Annotated in this window: 16 protein-coding genes; 8 read left to right on the top strand and 8 right to left on the bottom strand. The window is 67.7% G+C overall.

What is annotated here, in order from left to right; translation table 11 throughout:
• The first annotated feature begins 4 nt into the window (after positions 1-4).
• From V3B48_RS16875 to V3B48_RS16855, 5 genes are all read left to right on the top strand, one after another.
• Positions 5-940 (top strand): type II secretion system F family protein, encoded by a 936-nt coding sequence (locus tag V3B48_RS16875; protein WP_032128078.1) that lies wholly within the window; start codon positions 5-7, stop codon positions 938-940.
• Positions 940-1,836 (top strand): Flp pilus assembly protein TadD, encoded by an 897-nt coding sequence (locus V3B48_RS16870; RefSeq protein WP_329894110.1) that lies wholly within the window; start codon positions 940-942, stop codon positions 1,834-1,836. The genes V3B48_RS16875 and V3B48_RS16870 overlap by 1 nt, the downstream gene beginning before the upstream one ends.
• Complete coding sequence (locus V3B48_RS16865; protein ID WP_049398475.1) at positions 1,833-2,291, top strand: DUF3613 domain-containing protein; 459 nt, start codon at positions 1,833-1,835, stop codon at positions 2,289-2,291. Before V3B48_RS16870 ends, V3B48_RS16865 begins: the two co-directional genes overlap by 4 nt.
• An 8-nt stretch (positions 2,292-2,299) precedes the next feature.
• The gene (locus V3B48_RS16860) at positions 2,300-4,465 is read left to right on the top strand and encodes a TadG family pilus assembly protein (protein ID WP_329894109.1); all 2,166 of its coding nucleotides are present in this window, start codon (positions 2,300-2,302) and stop codon (positions 4,463-4,465) included.
• 99 nt (positions 4,466-4,564) lie between these two features.
• The gene (locus V3B48_RS16855) at positions 4,565-5,278 is read left to right on the top strand and encodes a DUF2968 domain-containing protein (protein WP_043402505.1); all 714 of its coding nucleotides are present in this window, start codon (positions 4,565-4,567) and stop codon (positions 5,276-5,278) included.
• A gap of 69 nt (positions 5,279-5,347) precedes the next feature.
• On the opposite strand, the gene V3B48_RS16850 is transcribed toward V3B48_RS16855, so the two are convergent.
• Positions 5,348-5,734: a hypothetical protein gene (locus tag V3B48_RS16850; RefSeq protein WP_329894108.1), complete on the bottom strand. Its 387-nt coding sequence runs from the start codon at positions 5,732-5,734 to the stop codon at positions 5,348-5,350.
• Positions 5,735-5,920: 186 nt separating this feature from the next.
• On the opposite strand from V3B48_RS16850, the gene V3B48_RS16845 reads away from it, so the two are divergent.
• The gene (locus V3B48_RS16845; RefSeq protein WP_285302950.1) at positions 5,921-6,745 is read left to right on the top strand and encodes an alpha/beta hydrolase; all 825 of its coding nucleotides are present in this window, start codon (positions 5,921-5,923) and stop codon (positions 6,743-6,745) included.
• Positions 6,746-6,903: 158 nt separating this feature from the next.
• Here the strand turns inward: V3B48_RS16845 and V3B48_RS16840 are convergent, their stop codons facing one another.
• The 7 genes from V3B48_RS16840 to V3B48_RS16810 form a co-directional block, all read right to left on the bottom strand.
• Positions 6,904-8,553 carry an MFS transporter gene (locus V3B48_RS16840; RefSeq protein ID WP_329894107.1) on the bottom strand — a complete coding sequence of 550 codons (1,650 nt, stop codon included), beginning with the start codon at positions 8,551-8,553 and terminating at the stop codon, positions 6,904-6,906.
• On the bottom strand, positions 8,547-9,830 hold the full coding sequence (locus tag V3B48_RS16835; protein ID WP_329894106.1) for an alginate export family protein: 1,284 nt from the start codon (positions 9,828-9,830) through the stop codon (positions 8,547-8,549). The genes V3B48_RS16840 and V3B48_RS16835 overlap by 7 nt, the downstream gene beginning before the upstream one ends.
• On the bottom strand, positions 9,809-11,656 hold the full coding sequence (locus V3B48_RS16830) for an amidohydrolase (RefSeq protein ID WP_329894124.1): 1,848 nt from the start codon (positions 11,654-11,656) through the stop codon (positions 9,809-9,811). The genes V3B48_RS16835 and V3B48_RS16830 overlap by 22 nt, the downstream gene beginning before the upstream one ends.
• 119 nt (positions 11,657-11,775) lie before the next feature.
• Positions 11,776-12,201, bottom strand: coding sequence for a DoxX family membrane protein (locus V3B48_RS16825; protein WP_032128088.1), 426 nt, complete (start codon positions 12,199-12,201; stop codon positions 11,776-11,778).
• Between the two features lie 2 nt (positions 12,202-12,203).
• Positions 12,204-12,860 carry a hydrolase gene (locus V3B48_RS16820; protein ID WP_049422794.1) on the bottom strand — a complete coding sequence of 219 codons (657 nt, stop codon included), beginning with the start codon at positions 12,858-12,860 and terminating at the stop codon, positions 12,204-12,206.
• A complete protein-coding gene (locus V3B48_RS16815) occupies positions 12,857-13,300 on the bottom strand; it encodes an AraC family transcriptional regulator (RefSeq protein ID WP_053091059.1) in 444 nt (147 codons plus the stop codon). Before V3B48_RS16815 ends, V3B48_RS16820 begins: the two co-directional genes overlap by 4 nt.
• Positions 13,301-13,350: 50 nt before the next feature.
• The gene (locus V3B48_RS16810) at positions 13,351-13,683 is read right to left on the bottom strand and encodes a hypothetical protein (protein WP_329894105.1); all 333 of its coding nucleotides are present in this window, start codon (positions 13,681-13,683) and stop codon (positions 13,351-13,353) included.
• Positions 13,684-13,779: 96 nt separating this feature from the next.
• Between V3B48_RS16810 and V3B48_RS16805 the strand changes: the two genes are divergently transcribed.
• Together V3B48_RS16805 and V3B48_RS16800 are read left to right on the top strand one after the other, a co-directional pair.
• Positions 13,780-16,809 (top strand): two-component regulator propeller domain-containing protein, encoded by a 3,030-nt coding sequence (locus tag V3B48_RS16805; protein WP_329894104.1) that lies wholly within the window; start codon positions 13,780-13,782, stop codon positions 16,807-16,809.
• On the top strand, positions 16,802-17,455 hold the full coding sequence (locus V3B48_RS16800) for a response regulator transcription factor (protein WP_107432195.1): 654 nt from the start codon (positions 16,802-16,804) through the stop codon (positions 17,453-17,455). Before V3B48_RS16805 ends, V3B48_RS16800 begins: the two co-directional genes overlap by 8 nt.
• Positions 17,456-18,050: the final 595 nt, after the last annotated feature.

Raw genomic sequence — 18,050 nt, 5'->3', positions numbered from 1 at the left:
ACCGATGAGCGCCAGTGCCTGGTTCGCCCTCTCCCTGCTCGTGCTGGCCGCCGGTATCGCCCTGCTCGGTATCGGCGGCTGGGTACGCAGCCATCGTGAGCAACGTACAACGGCCACCTTGAAGACCGCCCTGCAGCCGCGCGAGGCGTCCCGTGACACCGAGCCTGCGCGGCACGATTCGCTGGGCTGGCTGGAACGCTTCGGCCGTGCCCTCAGCGGCGGCCGCCTGGAAACGGCGTTGCTGGCCAATGAAGACCGGCTGCTGTTGGATCTGGCCGGGTGGAACACCCGCCGCGGTACGGCCATCTACCTCGGCCTGCGCCTGCTGCTGGCCGTGCTGGTGCTGGTACTGGTGCTGACATTCAGCAGCGTCACCGGGCTGGCCAGGATCATGGTGATCATCGGCGCCCTCGCCGCCGGCCTGCTGCTGCCCAAGTTCGTTCTCTCCTCCTGGGTGAAACGGCGCCGACGAGCGGTCGACAACGAGCTGCCGCTGCTGATCGACCTGCTGCGTCTGCTGCAAGGCGTGGGCTTCAGCATGGACCAGAGCCTGCAGACGCTCGGCGACAAGCTGCGCGATGCATTGCCGGTCCTCGGCGGCGAGCTGCAGGAGGCCAACATCGCCTATACCCACGGCCGCACGCGCGCACAGTCCCTGCGCCGGCTGAGCGAGGTCTATGCCGACGATGACCTGACCAGCCTGATGCAGCTGATCCTGCAGGTGCACGCCCATGGCGGCGCGGTGCAGGAGCCCCTGCGGCAGTTCAGCATCCGCCTGCGCGAACAGCGTCGCAACACGCTGAAGGAAAAGGTCGGCAAGCTCTCGGTGAAGATGACCGTGGTGATGATGCTGACCCTGCTGCCAGCGTTGATGCTGGTCCTTGCCGGTCCGGCGCTGGTCGCGCTGGCCACCACCATGTCCAAGATGGGGTCCCCCTGATGCCTGCCCTGCGCACTTCCTGCCTCATTGTTGCCCTGGCTGCCGTTGCCGGCGCCAGCGGCTGTGCATCGACCACGCCGAAGTACCTGCGCGCGCCCAGCCTGGCCGCGCCCGAACCGGCGCCGCAGGACAGCCGCAATGCCTACCTGGAGCTGATCGAGCGCATGCAGCAGCAAGGCGCATGGTATGCCTCGCTCGCCCACGTCGACGCCTTCCGCCAGCGCTACGGCGATCCGCCGGCGTTGCGCCTGCTGCAGGCCGACGCGCTGCGCGAGACCGGCCAGGCCGATGCCGCGGTCACCCTGTACCGCGATCTTTCCAGTGGCCCCCAGGCCGCCGCGGCCGCCCATGGCCTGGGCCTGATTGCCGCGCGCCGCGACGACGACGCCGGCAGTGAGCAGGCGTTGGCGCGGGCGACCGAACTGCAGCCATTGAATACAAGTTATCTCGGCGACCTGGGCTATGCGCGGCTACGCGCCGGGCAGTTCGAGCGCGCGCGCGAACCCCTGGCCAAGGCGCTGGAGCTGTCACCGGGCAATGCCAAGGCCACCGCCAACCTCGCCCTCTGGGCGGTACTGCGGGGCGACACCGCCACTGCCGAACGCCTCGCCCAGCAAGCAAACCTCAACGACGAGACCCGGCTCAGCATCCAGCAACAGGCGGCGCAGATCCGTACCCGCCTGCAGCAGCGCCAGGCCGCAGCGGCAGCCGCCGCAGTCGTGCCGGCCACTGCCCGTGCTCTCGCCAGCGATGCCGCCGGCAACCCGCCCGGCGCCACGCGACTGGCGGCGGAACCGCGCCGCGACACCCGCGATGAACGCGATCCGCAGCGCCTGCCGCCCTCGATGCTGGAACGCTTCAGCGCCTCCGACCACCCGAACGGGAACACACCATGACCGCGACGCCCCTGACCCGACGCCTGCTGCCCGTTCTGATCTGCCTGCTGCCAGCCGCCGCCGTGCAGGCGCAGCAACAGCCGCTGACCGGGCAGATGCTTGGCGGCAGCACGCCGGCTGCGTCGTCTTCGCAGCCGCTGCAGTCCGAGTCACTGCCCACCGTGGACCTGGCGGCCCCGCCAGCACCGGTGCCGCAGGCGGCGCCTGCAGCAGTGGCCATCACCGACGGCAGCACTGCAGCCCCGCGGCCCGGCCGCAGCCAGATAGGCGATACCACGCGCAACCTGTTCCGCCTGCAGGCATCGGGGCAGCAAGCCGGACAGCACCTGCCGATCCTCGGCGACCAGGCGACGCTGAGCTACGCCCGCTACATGAAGAGTTTCGAACACGAGATCCCGGACTTCTTTGAAGCCGATGTCGCCAAGTCCAAGGGATCATCCTCATCCGGACGCTGAGGTAGGCCATGAAACGCCCACGCCAGTTCAGTTTCAGCCGCCCACGGGGCGGCATGTCGATCACCATGATGCTGGTCATGCTGGCGCTGCTGGCGATGCTGGGCCTGATCGAGATCGGTTACCTGTTCTGGGCCAAGCGCGATGCACAGAAAGTCGCTGATCTGGCCGCACTGGCCGGAGCGCAGCGACTGGAACTGTGCACCTCGGACAACAGCGACAACAGTGCTGCGCGGCAGAGCGCACTCACCCAGAACACCTTCGCAGGAAGCCTGGAAATCCGCTGCGGAAACTGGAACGTGACCCGCGCCACCGAAGGGCACTTCAGCCCGGTCGTCGATGCAGCGAATCAACGCAACGCTGTCCGTGTCATCACCCGCCGCGCGGTGCTTCCCTTCTTCGGGCAGAACAGCAGCCTGCCGACCGTGACCGCCCAGGCGGTGGCGCGCCGTGCAGAACCGACGGCGGTTTTCAGTGTCGGCTCGCAACTGCTGCGCATCAATGGCAACACGCCACTGGGAAATGTCCTGAAACTGGTGGGTGCCGACCTCGACAAGACCACCCTGCTCGGCTACGACGGCCTTGCACAGGCGCATATCACCCCGAACGGACTGCTGCAGGCACTGGGCATTCCGATCGACGTCAACATGGGCGTGGCGGAGTTCAACAATCTGCTGGCCGGCCGCAAGGTCAAGCTGGGCAAGATCCTTCAGGCGACCGTTGACCTGCTCACCCAGCAGGGCGTTGCCCACGTGGACCTGAGTGCACTGGAAAATGCCCTGGTCGTGAAGGGCATCGACCTCAAGCAGCTGGAGGTGAAACTCGGCTCCGATGACAGCGGTGGCGGCCTGTTCGCACGCGTGGTCGCGCCGGATGGAACGATTTCCAGCGCGCTGCAGGCCGATGTCAATGTGCTGGACCTGATCGGCACCAGCATCAGCATCGCCAATGGCGGCCGTGCGGTCTCGGTCGATGAACTCAACCTGCTGGGCCTGGTCAATGCCAAAGCCGCCGTGGTGGAACCGCCGTCCATCGCCATCGGTGGCGTTGGCTCTCGCGCTTACAACGCGCAGATCCGTGTCTTCCTCGACATCGACACCAACAACATTCCCGTTGCAGGCGGCGTGCTTTCACTGCTGGGCATCCGCCTGAAGCTGCCGGTCCATGCGGACGTGACCAATGCAATGGCGACCCTGACCAGCCTGCAATGTGGCAGCACGCCTCCCACGGCGACGATCAAGGTCGAGTCTTCCGTGCTGCGCGCCTGCGTCGGCAAGGTGGCCGACAGTGAGCGGTTCTCCAAGCAGAATGTCTGTGGCGACACTCTGCAGAAGGAACAGATGCTCACACTGCTCGGCGCCCCGTTGATCAATGACAGCATCAAGGTCAATACGCTGACCGACACGCAAAGCCTCACCCTCCCCGCCGGCGCGACCGGTTCAACCCAGGTCAACTCCCTGGAGGTGGGCACCGCCGTGTCCGAGCTGGTCAGCGAACTGCTGCGCGTACTGTCCGGCATGCTCGATCCGCGCGACGATGGCATGAGCCAGGGCTCGACCGCAGCGCAGTTGGCCGATCGCTACCTGAAAGCAGCCAACGTTGGTCGCAATCGCTACGACGTCGATGCGTCCATCAAGCTGCTTGAACTTGGCGACCAGACGCGGGGGTTGAAGCCTTTGGGCGCGTGGGATGTACCCAAGGGTGTTCCAAAACCCTGCCTGGTGGGCCTGCTCACATGCTGGGAGGATGGCTCGGTCTGGAAAGGCTATCGCACGGCTGTGACTGGCGAAGGGCTGGGCGTGCTGCCGGCACTGCTGGGTAGCCTGCTCGGCGGACTGACCGTCAACCGGTGTGCAAGCCTGCTGATTTCCTTGAGCGACCAGGCCTACAACAACTGCATGACGCAGAACCTCGCGTCTTACCTGCAGACCGCCCACGACGGCTTCCTGGACCAGTTCGCCGGCGACGGCGTCACCGCCCCCGGCAATGGCCCGGTCAGTTGTTCGGGCCTGCTGTGCTTGCTGCTGAAGCCCGCCCTGGACGTCCTGAAGCCGCTGCTCAACAGCGTCGGCTCCCTGCTGCGCTCGCTGCTGGCGCAGGTGCTGGGCCTGGAACTGGGCCGTACGGATGTGCATGTCCAGTCCATCCAGTGCACGCCCGCACAGCTGGTCTACTGACCCGTGACGGGCGCCCTTGGCGGCGCCCGCGCACATGCTAGACTCCCGGCGGGGAACCACCTTCATCTCAACCCACACTCATCCGTGGATGGTCTAGACATGCGAGAAACTTCAGGGGGCGCGGTCTTCGCCCGGCACGCGCGCGGCGCGGCACTGCTGGCCGTGGCCATGATGCTGGTGGCACCGGCGGCGATGGCTGCCCGTGGCGACCGCGAAGCAGCCGCAGAGCCGGCCGCACGTACCGCACCGGTGGTGCGCAACACCGTTGACGAGCTCAAGCAGCTGATGGATGCCCGCCAGCTGACCGAGCTGCGCACCACCTACAACGGCAACTACGGCGCCAGCCTGCTGTTCAATGCCAACACCCTGACCTACTACGTCGCCCTGTTCCAGGAGAAGAACTTCTGGCGGGTGATCAAGACCGATGCCGTCGACAACGCCGAGCGTGTCTACCGCACCTTCGCGCAGCAGTCAGAGCAGCTGGCCCAGGTCTACATCGACACCACCCGACTGGAAGCCGGCAAGCGCTATACCGAGCGCCTGGTGGCCTACAACGAGGAGCGCCTGCGCACCCTGCAGCAGGAAATGGAACAGCAGCAGGCACAGTCGGCCCAGGTCAGCGCTGCCCTGCAGCAGGCCCAGCAGCAGGCGGTCAGCCTGAGCAGCGACGTGCAGAGCACCAACAGCCAGCTGGATTCCCTGCAGCGCCGCATCCAGATCCTGCAGGCCGAACAGGGCAACCCGGAGCTGAGCCTGCCCAAGCCGGACAGCGTGCCCTCGCCGGCACCGGCGGCCGCCAGCGACGGTCGCTGAGGTCCAGCGCCTGGCGTGCCCTCCAACGGCGCCTACGGGCGCCGTTGTCGTTTCCGGCACCATTCCATTTCAACGGCACGCCTCATGCACGGCATCGTCCAGTTGCCGGCGCTGCACGAAGTCCATGCGCTTGCCATTGGCCAGCACCTTCCCACGATGCTGCCGCGCGCGCCCACAGGCGGCGGGATCCGCGCTGATCGGTATCACTGCAGCCCGCGCACGCCGCTGCTGCACCACACGCGGACGCATTGAAGCTGGGCTCGCTGCCTTGGCCGCGCTCGCACCTGTTGAGGGCGGCTCCGCCGGCACCTCCCAGCGCCATTCCGCGCGCCCCTGGCACGGCGTCTGCTGGTAGACCGGATGCGGCCCGTCCACACATTTGTAGACGTTGGTCTGAGCATGCGCCCCCGTGGCCAGCAGCAGGTACAACAGCGGGCTCCAACACGCGTTCGACATTGCAGGCTCCTCGTCAGGGCTGCCGCCATCCTCGATGCCGGCACGGCTTCGTGCCAGAGCGATACACGTCACATCCGGCGTAATCCAGCACAGCCGTGCAAGTCGTCGGTCTGGCGCTGCGCTGTACTGCCGAAGGCACCGGCATCCACGCCAGCGCCTTCCCTCCCTTCCGTCAAGGAAACCACAATGAGCAACTTCGTCACCGTCGCCGACGGCGCGCGCATCTTCTACAAGGATTGGGGTACCGGCCAGCCGATCGTGTTCGCGCACGGCTGGCCGCTGTCGTCCGATGCCTGGGACCCGCAGATGCTGTTCATGGGCCAGAACGGCTTCCGCGTGATCGCTCACGACCGTCGCAGCCACGGCCGCTCCAGCCAGACCTGGGACGGCAACAACATGGACACCTACGCCGATGACCTGGCCGCCGTGCTCGAGGCGCTGGACCTGAAGGACGCGATCCTGGTCGGCCACTCCACCGGTGGCGGCGAAGTGGCCCATTACATCGGGCGCCACGGCAGCAAGCGCGTGGCCAAGGTGGTGCTGGTCGGCGCCGTGCCGCCGCTGATGCTGAAGACCGATGCCAATCCGGCCGGTACCCCGCTGGAGGTCTTCGACGGCATCCGCAAGGGCACCGGCGGTGACCGCTCGCAGTTCTTCAGGGATCTGACCACACCGTTCTTCGGCGCCAACCGCGACGGCAACAGCGTTACCCAGGGCATGCGTGATTCGTTCTGGCTGCAGGGCATGCTCGGCGGCGTCAAGGGCCAGTACGACTGCGTGCACGAATTCTCGGAAGTGGATTACACCGAAGACCTGAAGAAGATCGACGTGCCGACGCTGGTCGTGCACGGTGATGACGACCAGATCGTGCCATTCGATGCTTCGGCCAAGCTGTCCTCGCAGATCATCAAGGACGCCGAGTTGAAGGTGTACGCCGGTGCGCCGCACGGCCTGACCGTCACCCACGCCGACCGGTTCAACGCCGACCTGCTGGCGTTCGCACGCGGGTGAGGCACTGCGGCGGCGCCACCCAGCGCCGCCGCCCCTGTGGTAGAGCCGGCCGCTGGCCGGCTGCGCAGGATCGGGATGGATTGATCGCGCAAAAAGGGGACGGAGGGGATTAAGTCGTTTGTGCACAAACGACTTAATCCCCTCCGTCCCCTTTTTTGTCAGATATCGCTGTGGTGGTGCGGGACCCCGGTCTTCGGCAGCGGGTCATGCCCGCCCACGAAGTGGCGTACCACCGGTGCACGCTCACCGCGATGCAGCCCGCGCAGCACTTCCTGGATCGCCTTGTCATCGGCAGTGATGCGTTCGTGCTGGCGCAGATGCTCCAGCCACGACGGGGTCACGAAGTACTCCAGGTGGATACCCGGGCTGGCCACGTCCTCCACCACACCCCAGACCACCGCGCCATCGCGGCGGCGGATCGTGCCCAGTGCGCGCATCTGTGCCAGGAACGCGGCGCGGTCAGCCTCGTCGATGCGGTACTCCAGGGTGACCAGTACCGGGCCGCGATCGTTGGATACCGGCACCGACAGTTCCGGTGCAGGCCAGTGCCCGGCCGGACGCAGGTTCAGATCCTCGGTGCCAGCGATGCGCACGCGCCACACCAGCAATCCGCCGATCACCGCGCCGGCAGCCGCCACCAGCAACGCCAGCTCCGGCGAGGTGCGCTGCGCCAGCGCGCCCCAGCTCAGGCCACCGGCCGCCATGCCAGCGGAGAACACCATGATGTACAGCGCCAGTGCACGCGCCCGTACCCACGCTGGCACTGCGGTCTGCGCGGCAATCTGCAGCGACGACAGCACGGTGATCCAGGCAAAGCCATTGATCAGCATCACCAAGGGCAGCACGTACCAGCTGCGGGTCAGCGCCAGCCCGACCAGGCTGAGCGCCAGCGACAGCGTGGCCAGCAGCACCAGCAGGTCGCGATCCATCTGCGCGCGCAGCTTCGGCAGCAACAACGCACCACCCACGGCACCGATCCCGATGCAGCCGAGCAGCATGCCGTACTGCCCCGCCCCACCCTGCATCTGGCCGCGTACCACCACCGGCAGCAGTGCATTCATTGCTGCAGCAAAGAAGAAGAAGCCGACCGACTTGATCAACACCGCCTGCAGGCGCCCGGCGCGGCTGGCATAGCGCAGGCCCGCCTTCAGGCCGGCACCGAAGCCTTCCGGCGGCAGGCTGGACTGTTTCGGGTCGCGCTTCCAGCCCCACACCACGAACAGCATCGCGGCAAAGGTGATGGCGTTGAAACCGAAGGCCCAGACCGCGCCGAGCTGGGCGACGATCACACCGCCGATGGCCGGGCCGATCGAGCGCGCGATGTTGATGCCGATCGAGTTCAGCGCCACCGCCGAGGCCAGCATCGGCTGCGGCACCAGTTCGGACACGATCGCGGCCTGCGCCGGCATCGCCATCGCCGCACCGCAGCCCATGCAGAAGGTCAGCAGCACCAGCAGCTGCGGGGTCAGCATGTCCATCGCGGTCAGTGCCGCCATCACCGCGGCGACCAGCAGCATCCAGCCCTGGGTGGCCAGCAGGTACCTGCGGCGATCGACGATGTCGGCCAGGGTGCCGGCGGCCAGCGCCAGCAGCACGATCGGCACCGTGGTGGCCGACTGCACCAGCGCCACCATCAGTGGTGAGCCGGTGCGCTCGGCCATTACCCAGGCGGCGGCCACATCGTTGACCCAGGTGCCGATGTTGCTGGCCAGGATCGCCAGCCAGATCGAGCGGAACATCCGGATCTTCAGCGGGGACCAGGCACCTGCGGCCTGTGCGGGGGGTTGCGACGCGGTTGCGTTCACCATTGCCATGCTCCAACGATCGAGGCGAACAGCGTGTCCTGGCCTCCGGCCTGCTTCAGTGCAGGACCGGCATCGACCCAGGCCAGCTGCAGCTGCCATTGCCAGTGTTCGCTGGCCTGCCAGCGTGTTTCGGATTTGTATTGATTGCCAATGCGGCGCGCGCCACCGGCGCTGCCTGGCAACGCCACCAGCGGTGCCGGCGTGGTGTAGACCGCATCGGCACGACGATGCTTCCAGGCCATCTGTACGCCCAGTTCCGTCGTCACCGCGTCTTGCAGGCGCAGGGACAGGGTCGGCTGAAGGTCCATCAGGTTGGCCGGGGCCAGCAGGCTGGCCTCGCTGAAGTAGGCCGATTTCGGGAACAAGGCGTTGAAGGTTCCCAGGCGGCCGTCATGCAGGTTGCCATCGCCACTGGCGATGTCGGCCTTCAACCCCAACCGCGGCTGCAGCGGCAGGTTCGTCCAGCGCCACCCCGTATCGGTCGCCAGCGTCCAGGCGCGGATATCGAGGGTGCCGGCGGTCGTCCGCAGTTCACCGCCCTGCGCCACCAGCTCGCTGTTCCAGTCCAGTGCACCGGCCTGGCCGAACCAGCGCGCGCCCAGGGTCTGCCGACGTTCGGTACCGCTGCCTGCGGCGAAGCGCGCGCCTTCGCGGCGGTAGTCCAGCAGATACAGATCCCACTGTCCCGCGCCCTGTCCCCGCACCGTGGTGGCATAGGCACCCCACAGGTGGGCACCGTGCTCGGCGCGATCATCAAAGGCACCCGGTCGGTTTTCCACTGGCCGCAATGCCATCAGATCAAGCGTACCGAGACGACCTTTCCAACCTACACGCGCACCGTCGAACGCCAGGCGGATGTTCGGCCCGTCGCGCACCGACAGCAGCCGTGAACTGCCATAGCCGGCTTCCTGCCGGCCGAGTTGCAGGTGGAAGCCATCGCGCTGCCAGCGCCAGTACGCCTGCTGCACATCCAGCGCGCTGCGGTCGGTGCGACCCGGGCCGCCGGCCTTGCCATTCTCCCCATGCACACCCAGCTGCAACTTCGCCTGCCAGCTGTCTTCCACATAGGTGGCCGAGGCCAGCGCGCGCAGCAGGCCATAGCCATCCTCGCTGCCGCCAATGCCGAACCGGGTCGGGTCGTAGTACAGGCCACGCGCCCGCAGCGATGCGTCCCATTGCAGCTGGCCGTCCCCAGCCGCGCTGCAATGACCGCCGTCGCAGGCCTGCACCAGCGACGGTGCGGCCAGCAATGCCAGGCTCAGAACGCGAAGCACGAGCATCCCATCGCGCCCCAGAACGCGGTCAGGTCATCGGTGGGCGCCGCGTGCCGTACAGCATGACCATGAGCACCGTGGGTGCTGCAGGCTACGCCGTGATGGTGACGATGGGCGGCGGCCAACCCGGTGGCGGTACCGCCGACGTGGTAGCCGCCGAACCGGTTGACCGGCGACCAGTTGGGCATCGCCGGCGGCAGCTGTGGCGCAAGCCCTGCATAGTCGGCGTCGGCATGCACGATGCGGCCGCCAACCACGGTCAACACGCTGGTGATGTCGGCGATCTGCGCATCATCGACACGGAAGAAATCGGCCGAGAGCAGGATGAAATCGGCCAACTGGCCGACCTTCAACGTACCCTTCACTGCTTCGTCGCCGGAGAACCAGGCACTGCCCTGGGTCCACAGGCGCAGCGCCTGCTCACGTTCGAGCAGGTTCTCATCGCCATACAGGGCCAGCCCGCCCACGGTGCGTCCGGTCACCAGCCAGGACAGCGCCACCCACGGGTTGTAGCTGGCCACGCGGGTGGCATCGGTTCCAGCACCGACCGGCACGCCTTCGGCCAGCATGCGCTTGACCGGCGGCGTATGCCGCGCGGCCTGCACGCCGTAGCGCTCGACGAAGGCTTCGCCCTGATAGGCCATGCGATGCTGCACGGCGATGCCGCCACCCAGCGCACGGATGCGCTCGATGTTGCGCGGGGTGATGGTTTCGGCGTGATCGATGAACCAGTGCAGGCCATCGAACGGCACCTCGCGGTTGACCTGTTCGTACACATCGAGGATGCGGGTGATGCTCTCGTCGTACGTCGCATGGATGCGGAACGGCCAACGCTTCTCGACCAGCAGCTTCACCACATCGTGCAGTTCCGGCTCCAGCTCCGGCGGCAGTTCCGGGCGCGGCTCGTTGAACAACTCGAAGTCGGCCGCGGAGAACACCAGCATCTCGCCGGCACCGTTGTGGCGCAGCAGGTCATCACCCTGCCGCGGCTGCAGCATCTCGCTCCATCCGCGGAAGTCATCCACTTCCTTGCCCTTGTTCTGGGTGAACAGGTTGTAGGCGATGCGCACGGTCAGCTGGTCATCGCGGTGCAGCTGCTCGATGACCTGGTAGTCCTCGGGGTAGTTCTGGAAACCACCGCCGGCGTCGATCACCGAGGTGATGCCGAGACGGTTCAACTCACGCATGAAATGACGGGTGGAATTGGCCTGGTACTCGATCGGCAGCTTCGGACCCTTGGCCAGGGTCGCGTACAGGATCAGCGCGTTGGGCTTGGCCAGCAGCAGCCCGGTCGGGTTGCCCAGCGAATCACGCACGATCTGCCCGCCCGGCGGATCCGGGGTGTCCTTGGTATAGCCGCAGGCGCGCAACGCGGCACGGTTGAGCAGCGCCCGGTCGTACAGGTGCAGCAGGAACACCGGCGTGTCCGGCGCGATGTCGTTGAGCTCCTGCAGCGTGGGCAGGCGCTTCTCGTTGAACTGGGTGGCGGTGAAGCCACCGACCACGCGCACCCACTGCGGTGCAGGCGTGCGGTCGACCTGCGCCTTCAGCATGTCCAAGGCATCGCCCAGCGAACGCAGGCCGTCCCAGCGCAGTTCCAGGTTGTAGTTCAGGCCACCACGTATCAGGTGGGTATGGCTGTCGTTGAGGCCGGGCAGCAGGCGCCGGCCCTGGGCGTCGATCAGGGTCGCTTCATTGCCCCAGCCACGCATGATCTCCTCGTCGCTGCCGACGGCAACGATGCGCCCTTCCTGCACGGCCAGCGCCTGTGCATGCGGCTGCTGCGGGTCGAGGGTGGTGATGCGGGCATTGCGGATGACCAGCGTGCTCATGCGACGCTCCTTGGAAGTGGAATCGAGTGCGGCACCGGCACGGCCGGCCAGGCCCAGCGCCACCGCGGCGCTGCCGGCCAGCACCACGTTGCGGCGGCCGTGATCGAGTGGATCGTGACTCATGCGAGATCTCCCGGAAGGCGTTGGCCGTCCAGTGCCCAGGCGCCGGGCCCGGTCAGCGCGAGGGCCAGCAGTACCGTGGTCCACATCAACGGGTACTCACTGCCGCCGCGCATCCAGAACCAGCCCTTGGGCAGGGCCAACAGAACGGTGAAGCCGATGAAGGCCGCCGCTGCAAGCGCGGCGACGCGGGTCTGCCAGCCCAGCAGCACGGCCAGCCCTGACAGCACCTGCAGCAGGGCCAGCAGCAGCGGCAGCGGTGCCACCGCTGGCAGGCCGAAGCCGCGCAGTTCGGTGGCGAAGCCGGCCAGCCCAGGACCGCCGAACCAACCGAACAGCTTGCCGAGCGCGTGTGGCAGCAGGAATCCCCCGGCTGCCGCGCGCAGCATCAGCAGGGCCAGGTCGAGGCCATGGCCAGCCAGCATGCTCAGTGCCCGCCTTCCTGCGCGCCGAACATGCGCTTGGCGTACTGGATGCCGATGCCATAGCCGCCGGCATGGTCGCGGGCAATGCCGGTGGTCAGCTCGTAGGTCTCGCCACGCGCCCAGTCACGCTGCAGCTCCAGCAGGTACTGCACGCTGGTCATCGGCACTGCACCGGCCTGCACCATGCGGGTGATCGCACGCTCGTGGGCTTCTTCGCTGACATCGCCGCAGGCATCGGTGATCACATACACCTCGAAGCCCTGTGCCAGCGCCGACAGCGCCGGTCCCACGATGCAGACGCTGGTCCACAGGCCGGCAACAACCAGGCGACGCTTGCCGATGCGGTTGATCTCGTCGATCACCGGCTGGTCTTCCCAGGTGTTCATCGAGGTGCGGTCGAACACCGTCTGGCCCGGGAAGATCTCCGGCAGTTCCGGGAACATCGGGCCGGAGAACGACGCTTCGGCGACGGTGGTCAGCAGCACCGGCACGTTGAAGCCCTTGGCGCCCTTGCTGATCAACGACACGTTGTTGCGCAGCGCGGAGATATCGATGGTGTGGGTGGCAAATGCCATCTGCGACTGGAAGTCGATCAGCACCAGGGCATGGTCGGTGGGCGACAACAGGGCCGGGGCGGGCGTGGCGGTGGCAAGGCTCATGGTTGGACTCCGTTGGAAACACGATCAGGGGGAAGCAACAGGGCCGCATCGCCGGCCAGGTACTGGCCGGGGCTGCAGCCGGTCTCGGCGCGGAAGCTGCGGACGAAATGGCTCTGGTCGAAGAAGCCCAGCTGCTGCGCCAGGCAGGACATCGGCAGCTGCGCGACCGGCAACAACTGGCGCGCACGTTCGATGCGGCGACGGCGCACGTAGCGCAGCGGGCTGGCGCCGGTACCGGTCCGGAACAGGCGCACCAGATGGAAGCGGCTGACGCAGGCGGCTGCGGCCAGCTCGGTCACCCGCAGCGGCTGCGACAGGTGCTCATCGACATAGCGCAGGGCGCGCTGCAATGCGGCGGCCTGCTGCGGTGCCAGCGCCACGGCGGGCGGATCGGGCGAAAAGACGGTGGCCATGCGGGACGCCGCGAGGGGGTGCCCCATGGTGCGTGGCCGCCGCACGATGCCCTACCCCCGTCGGTCGAGGCCAGCACCTACCCGAATGGGGGAGGCCGACGCCCGAGCAGGCGACGACCGAACAACCGCGCATCCAGTGAATAGGCGCCAGGGCCCAACATCAACAGCGCCAAGGGCAGCACCACCTGTGACCACGGCGCCTGCTGCGCGAACAGGCCCACGGCCGCCATCAGCACGGCCAGTGGCGTCAACACACCCAGCGTGAGCATCGGCACTGCCAGCAGGCACAGCGCCGACCACCCGCCCGCATGCGTGCCGGGCGTGCACAGTGCCGAGGACAGGCACAGCCGCAGCCACAGCAGGCCGATGCCCGGCCCGCGGTCGGGGAACATCACGAACAGGCGCTGCATGGCCGGGCTCCACAGGACATGCCGGCGTGATAGCCGACCGCGGCGGCGACCGCCTACCCCGTTCGGGTCACCCCGGACTGCCCCGCACCTGCCAGAATGCGCGCCATGCGTGGCTGCCCCTTCCCGTTCCTGCGTCGCCTGCCGACGCTGCTGACGTGCCTGCTGCTGTGGACCGCCCTGCCCGCCCTTGCCGTGCAGCGGCCGGCCGTGAACAGCGGGTTGCCCGGCTACGAGCACACTGCGTGGCGGGTCGGCCAGGGTGCACCCGGCGATATCTGGGACATCACCCAGGACCGCGACGGCCTGTTGTGGCTGGCCACCGGTTCGGGCCTGTACCGCTTCGATGGCCGTCGCTTCGAACGGCAGGCAGCGCCCGTCGGCAGCCAGTTCCCGTCCACCAACATGGTCACGCTGGCGCATGCCGCCGACGGTGCCCTGTGGATCGGCTACTTCCAGGCCGGCATCAGCCGGTTCGCACAGGGGAGGCTGCACAACTACGGCCGCGAGCAGGGGGTGCCGGTCGGCGTGGTCCCACGCTTCAGCCAGGATCGCCAGGGCCAGCTGTGGGCGGCGATCAATGGCGGGCTGCGCCGCTTTGATGGACAGCGCTGGCAGCCACTGCCGGCCGCAGCCGGCCTGCCCGAGCGCCGTGTGCAGTGGGTGCTGCACGACAGCCGGGGCAGGTTCTGGGTGCTGGCCGACCTGAAGATCTGGATGCGTGCGGCCGGCCAGACCACGTTCGAGGACACCGGCATCGCGGTCTCGCAGATGGCAACGCTGGCCGAAAGCCCGCAGGGTGAAGTGTGGTTGGCCGACCGGGTGCGCGGCACCTCACCCCTGGCCAACGCGCAGGGCCTGTTGGCGGCCAGCGAACGTGAAGCGCGGCGTCTTCCGGAACTGGTTGCTGCACGCCTGCAGTTCACTGCCGATGGCGCGCTGTGGGCCACGATGAGCCCGCACGGCGGCGTCGCCCGCATCACCTTCGACGACAGCCGCGCCGTGCGCATGGAGCGCTTCGATTCGCCGCACGGGCTGACCGCCACCTCGGCGGTGCCGATCATCGTCGACCGCGAAGGCAATCTCTGGGTCGGCACCAATCTCGGCCTCAACCGCTTCCGCGCACGCAGCGTGCACACCCTGGCAGTGGGCCCGAGTGATCCCTACCGCTCGCTGGTGCGGGCCAGCGATGGCCGCGTGTATGGCTATGGCGAAGACCTCAAACCCTACGATCTGCGGCGCACTCTGCTGGATGGCAGTGCCCCGCAGCTGCAGGCCGCCGCGCGCCAGGCACCCACGCCGATCTGGCAGTTCGATTGGGTCAATCTTGCGCGCACGGTCGCCGGCCACACCTCGTTGATCCCGCTGCCGGCCCCGTTCACCGGGCAACCGCTGCACGCCCTGCTGTTCCCCGACGACGCGCAGGCCTGGGTATGCACGGGTGAACGCGGCGTCCTGCACTACCTGCATGGCCAATGGCAGCGCGAGGTCCGCCTGCCCGAGCAGGCCTGCTCATCGCTGGCGCTGGATGCCCATGGCCAGCTGCTGCTCGGCTATGCCGACGGCCGCCTGCGCCGGATGAGCGCGGGCCACATCGAGAGCTTCGATGCCAGCCAGGGCCTGTCGGTGGGTCCGATCACCGCAATGCTGCATCACCAGGACCTGCTGCTGGTCGCCGGCGAAGCCGGTCTGGCTGCGCGCGTTGGCAACGGTCGTTTCGTTCCGGTGCGTACCGACATGGCCGGCGTACTGGAAGGCATCACCGGCATGGTGGCCGATCCGAACGGACACCTCTGGTTCAATGGCAGCCGTGGCCTGGTCCGGCTGGGGAGCCATCAGCTGCGACGGGCGCTGCGCACCGGGCAGCCGGTGACGCCACGCCTGTTCGATGCGGTCGATGGCATGCCGGGCATCGCCCTGCAGAGCGGACCGATCGCCACCGCCACGCTGGCCGATGACGGACTGCTGTGGCTGGCCACCAACCAGGGCCTAGCCTGGCTGGACACCACCCGCTCGCACGTCAACACCATGGCGCCCAGCGTGCGCATCGGCGAAGTACTGTATGGCAGTGAGCACGAGCCACTGCGCGATGGCCTGCGCCTTCCGGCCGGCACCAGCCAATTGCAGATCGATTACGTGGCGCTGTCGCTGGCACGTCCGGAGCGCAACCGCTACCGCTATCGCCTGTCCGGCGTCGACGACGGCTGGCAGGATGCCGGCAGCAGCACGCGGGCGTACTACACCAACCTCGCCCCGGGCAATTACCGGTTCGAGGTGGAAGCCGCCAACGAAGACGGCATCTGGAGCACTGCACCGGCCAGTCGCAGCTTCCGCATCGCCCCCACTTTCATGCAGACGGTGTGGTTCAAGCTGCTGTGTGCGGCCGCGATCCTCGCACTGCTGGTGATGGCGGTGCGCATCCGCAGCGGGCAGCTGGCCGCGCTGTTCCGCGCGCGCCTGCAGGAACGCAATGGCGAACGCGAACGCATCGCACGCGACCTGCACGACACCCTGCTGCAGGGCAGCCAGGGCCTGATCCTGCGCCTGCACGCGATCAGCCAGTCGCCGCAGACCCCGGAGCAGGTACGCGGCCAGCTGGAATCGGCGATGCAACTGGCCGAGCGCAACCTGGCCGAGGGCCGCGAGCGGGTCAATGCCCTGCGTGAGGGACCGTTCGCTGGCCGCGACCTCGCTTCGGCACTGGCCGATGTGCACGCCGAGTACGCCGGGCATGGCACCAACCCACTGCGCCTGACCGTGGAAGGTGCAACGCCACCGCTGCAGGCCGACGCGGCCGAAGAAGTGTTCCTGATCGGGCGTGAGGCGATCCGCAATGCGTTGCGTCACGCCAACGCCAGCGCCATCGAAGTGGAGCTGTCCTACGGCACGCGGTGCTTCCTGCTGCACGTGCGCGACGATGGCGTCGGCATCGCCGACGACAATGCCGGCCATGGTCATTGGGGCCTGCAGGGCATGCGTGAGCGCGCGCAGCGCCTCGGTGCGGAACTACAGCTGTGGACCCGCGCCGGACTGGGGACCGAAGTCGCGCTGGCGGTTCCCGCCCGGCGCCTGTATCACCGCCGCCCATCGCGCTGGCGCTGGCCCTGGAGTAAAGCAAACCATGACTGAGTCCCCTGCCCTGATCGGCGTGCTGGTGGTCGACGACCACCCGCTGCTGCGTGACGGCCTGGCGGCGCTGCTGGGCGCACAACCCGATCTGCGCCTGCTCGGCGAAGCCGCCGATGGCGAGGAAGCCATCGCCTGCTACCAGCGGCTGCAGCCCGACGTGGTACTGATGGACCTGCAGATGCCACGGCTGGATGGTGTGGAAGCGATCGTGCGGATCCGCGCGATGGACCCGCGCGCGCGCATCATCGTGCTGACCACCTACCGCGGTGACGTACGTGCGGTAAGGGCACTGCAGGCCGGCGCCAGCGCCTATCTGCTGAAGGACATGCTGCGCCATGAGCTGGTCGATACGATCCGCATGGTCGCTGGCGGCCGCCGCGCACCGATTCCCCCGGCGGTGGCGGCCAGCATCGCCGCGCATGTGGTGGAAGACCGGTTGTCGCCGCGCGAAACCGAGGTACTGAGGCATGTGGCCGGGGGCCTGTCGAACAAGCGCATCGGCGAGCGCATGCAGATTTCCGAGCAGACGGTGAAGGCGCACATGAAGAGCCTGATGGACAAGCTGGGCGTGGGTGATCGCACGCATGCGGTGACCCAGGCGCTGCGGCGCGGGATCATCAGCCTGGACGACAGCGGTCACGATTAGGGGTTGTTCGGCAGGGCTTGCAGCCCTGCACCCGCGGTAGTGCCGGCCGCTGGCCGGCAACCTCAGGAGCAACAACAGCAACAGCGGGCTTTCCATGGGATGGCGGGGTGGGTCCGGTTGCGGGGGGCGCTGCAAGTCCCCCTTCGGGGCCCGGCCCAGCCGCTGGCGGCTGTGCGTTCGGGCGCTTGCGAAGCAATGCTTCGCAAGCAAAGCGCCCTCACCCATGTAAGCTCGGTCGCCGCTTGCTCGTGTGCGCAGTCCTGCGCACACGGCAAGACCGGGGTTGGGCGTCCTGCCCAACCCGCCCAAGGCATGCCTCGGGCCCATGCGGCTCACGCCCCCGCAACCGGACCCACCCCGCCTTCGACAGTTCCCCGCGGCCTGTCGTGTATTGCATTCTGTAGCCGAGCCATGCTCGGCTCAGATCTCACAGATATTGAAATATTCGATTCCGATGGAGTCATCCACACAGGCGTGGATCCATCAGACATCGGGAAACTGTCAGAGGTGGGGCGGTGTCGGAGTGCGGGGTGTCAGCCGCATGGACGCGGCTGCCAAGCCTACAAGGACGTACTTGCGGCGTCCCCGCACTCCG

The organism is Stenotrophomonas sp. SMYL20 (assembly GCF_036320045.1).
Classification (GTDB): domain Bacteria; phylum Pseudomonadota; class Gammaproteobacteria; order Xanthomonadales; family Xanthomonadaceae; genus Stenotrophomonas; species Stenotrophomonas maltophilia_A.
The sequence above is the reverse complement of the archived record's forward strand: the minus strand, read 5'-3'. Positions and strand labels throughout refer to the sequence as shown.

What these genes read in the sequence shown, in the direction of transcription:
- V3B48_RS16845 (WP_285302950.1), top strand. Translation starts at nt 5,921, where the DNA reads ATGAGCAACTTCGTCACCGTCGCCGACGGCGCGCGCATCTTCTACAAG.
- V3B48_RS16865 (WP_049398475.1), top strand. Translation starts at nt 1,833, where the DNA reads ATGACCGCGACGCCCCTGACCCGACGCCTGCTGCCCGTTCTGATCTGC.
- V3B48_RS16855 (WP_043402505.1), top strand. Translation starts at nt 4,565, where the DNA reads ATGCGAGAAACTTCAGGGGGCGCGGTCTTCGCCCGGCACGCGCGCGGC.
- V3B48_RS16815 (WP_053091059.1), bottom strand. Translation starts at nt 13,300, where the DNA reads ATGGGGCACCCCCTCGCGGCGTCCCGCATGGCCACCGTCTTTTCGCCC.
- V3B48_RS16805 (WP_329894104.1), top strand. Translation starts at nt 13,780, where the DNA reads ATGCGCGCCATGCGTGGCTGCCCCTTCCCGTTCCTGCGTCGCCTGCCG.
- V3B48_RS16875 (WP_032128078.1), top strand. Translation starts at nt 5, where the DNA reads ATGAGCGCCAGTGCCTGGTTCGCCCTCTCCCTGCTCGTGCTGGCCGCC.
- V3B48_RS16810 (WP_329894105.1), bottom strand. Translation starts at nt 13,683, where the DNA reads ATGCAGCGCCTGTTCGTGATGTTCCCCGACCGCGGGCCGGGCATCGGC.
- V3B48_RS16850 (WP_329894108.1), bottom strand. Translation starts at nt 5,734, where the DNA reads ATGTCGAACGCGTGTTGGAGCCCGCTGTTGTACCTGCTGCTGGCCACG.
- V3B48_RS16840 (WP_329894107.1), bottom strand. Translation starts at nt 8,553, where the DNA reads ATGGTGAACGCAACCGCGTCGCAACCCCCCGCACAGGCCGCAGGTGCC.
- V3B48_RS16800 (WP_107432195.1), top strand. Translation starts at nt 16,802, where the DNA reads ATGACTGAGTCCCCTGCCCTGATCGGCGTGCTGGTGGTCGACGACCAC.
- V3B48_RS16870 (WP_329894110.1), top strand. Translation starts at nt 940, where the DNA reads ATGCCTGCCCTGCGCACTTCCTGCCTCATTGTTGCCCTGGCTGCCGTT.
- V3B48_RS16830 (WP_329894124.1), bottom strand. Translation starts at nt 11,656, where the DNA reads ATGAGCACGCTGGTCATCCGCAATGCCCGCATCACCACCCTCGACCCG.
- V3B48_RS16820 (WP_049422794.1), bottom strand. Translation starts at nt 12,860, where the DNA reads ATGAGCCTTGCCACCGCCACGCCCGCCCCGGCCCTGTTGTCGCCCACC.
- V3B48_RS16825 (WP_032128088.1), bottom strand. Translation starts at nt 12,201, where the DNA reads ATGCTGGCTGGCCATGGCCTCGACCTGGCCCTGCTGATGCTGCGCGCG.
- V3B48_RS16860 (WP_329894109.1), top strand. Translation starts at nt 2,300, where the DNA reads ATGAAACGCCCACGCCAGTTCAGTTTCAGCCGCCCACGGGGCGGCATG.
- V3B48_RS16835 (WP_329894106.1), bottom strand. Translation starts at nt 9,830, where the DNA reads ATGCTCGTGCTTCGCGTTCTGAGCCTGGCATTGCTGGCCGCACCGTCG.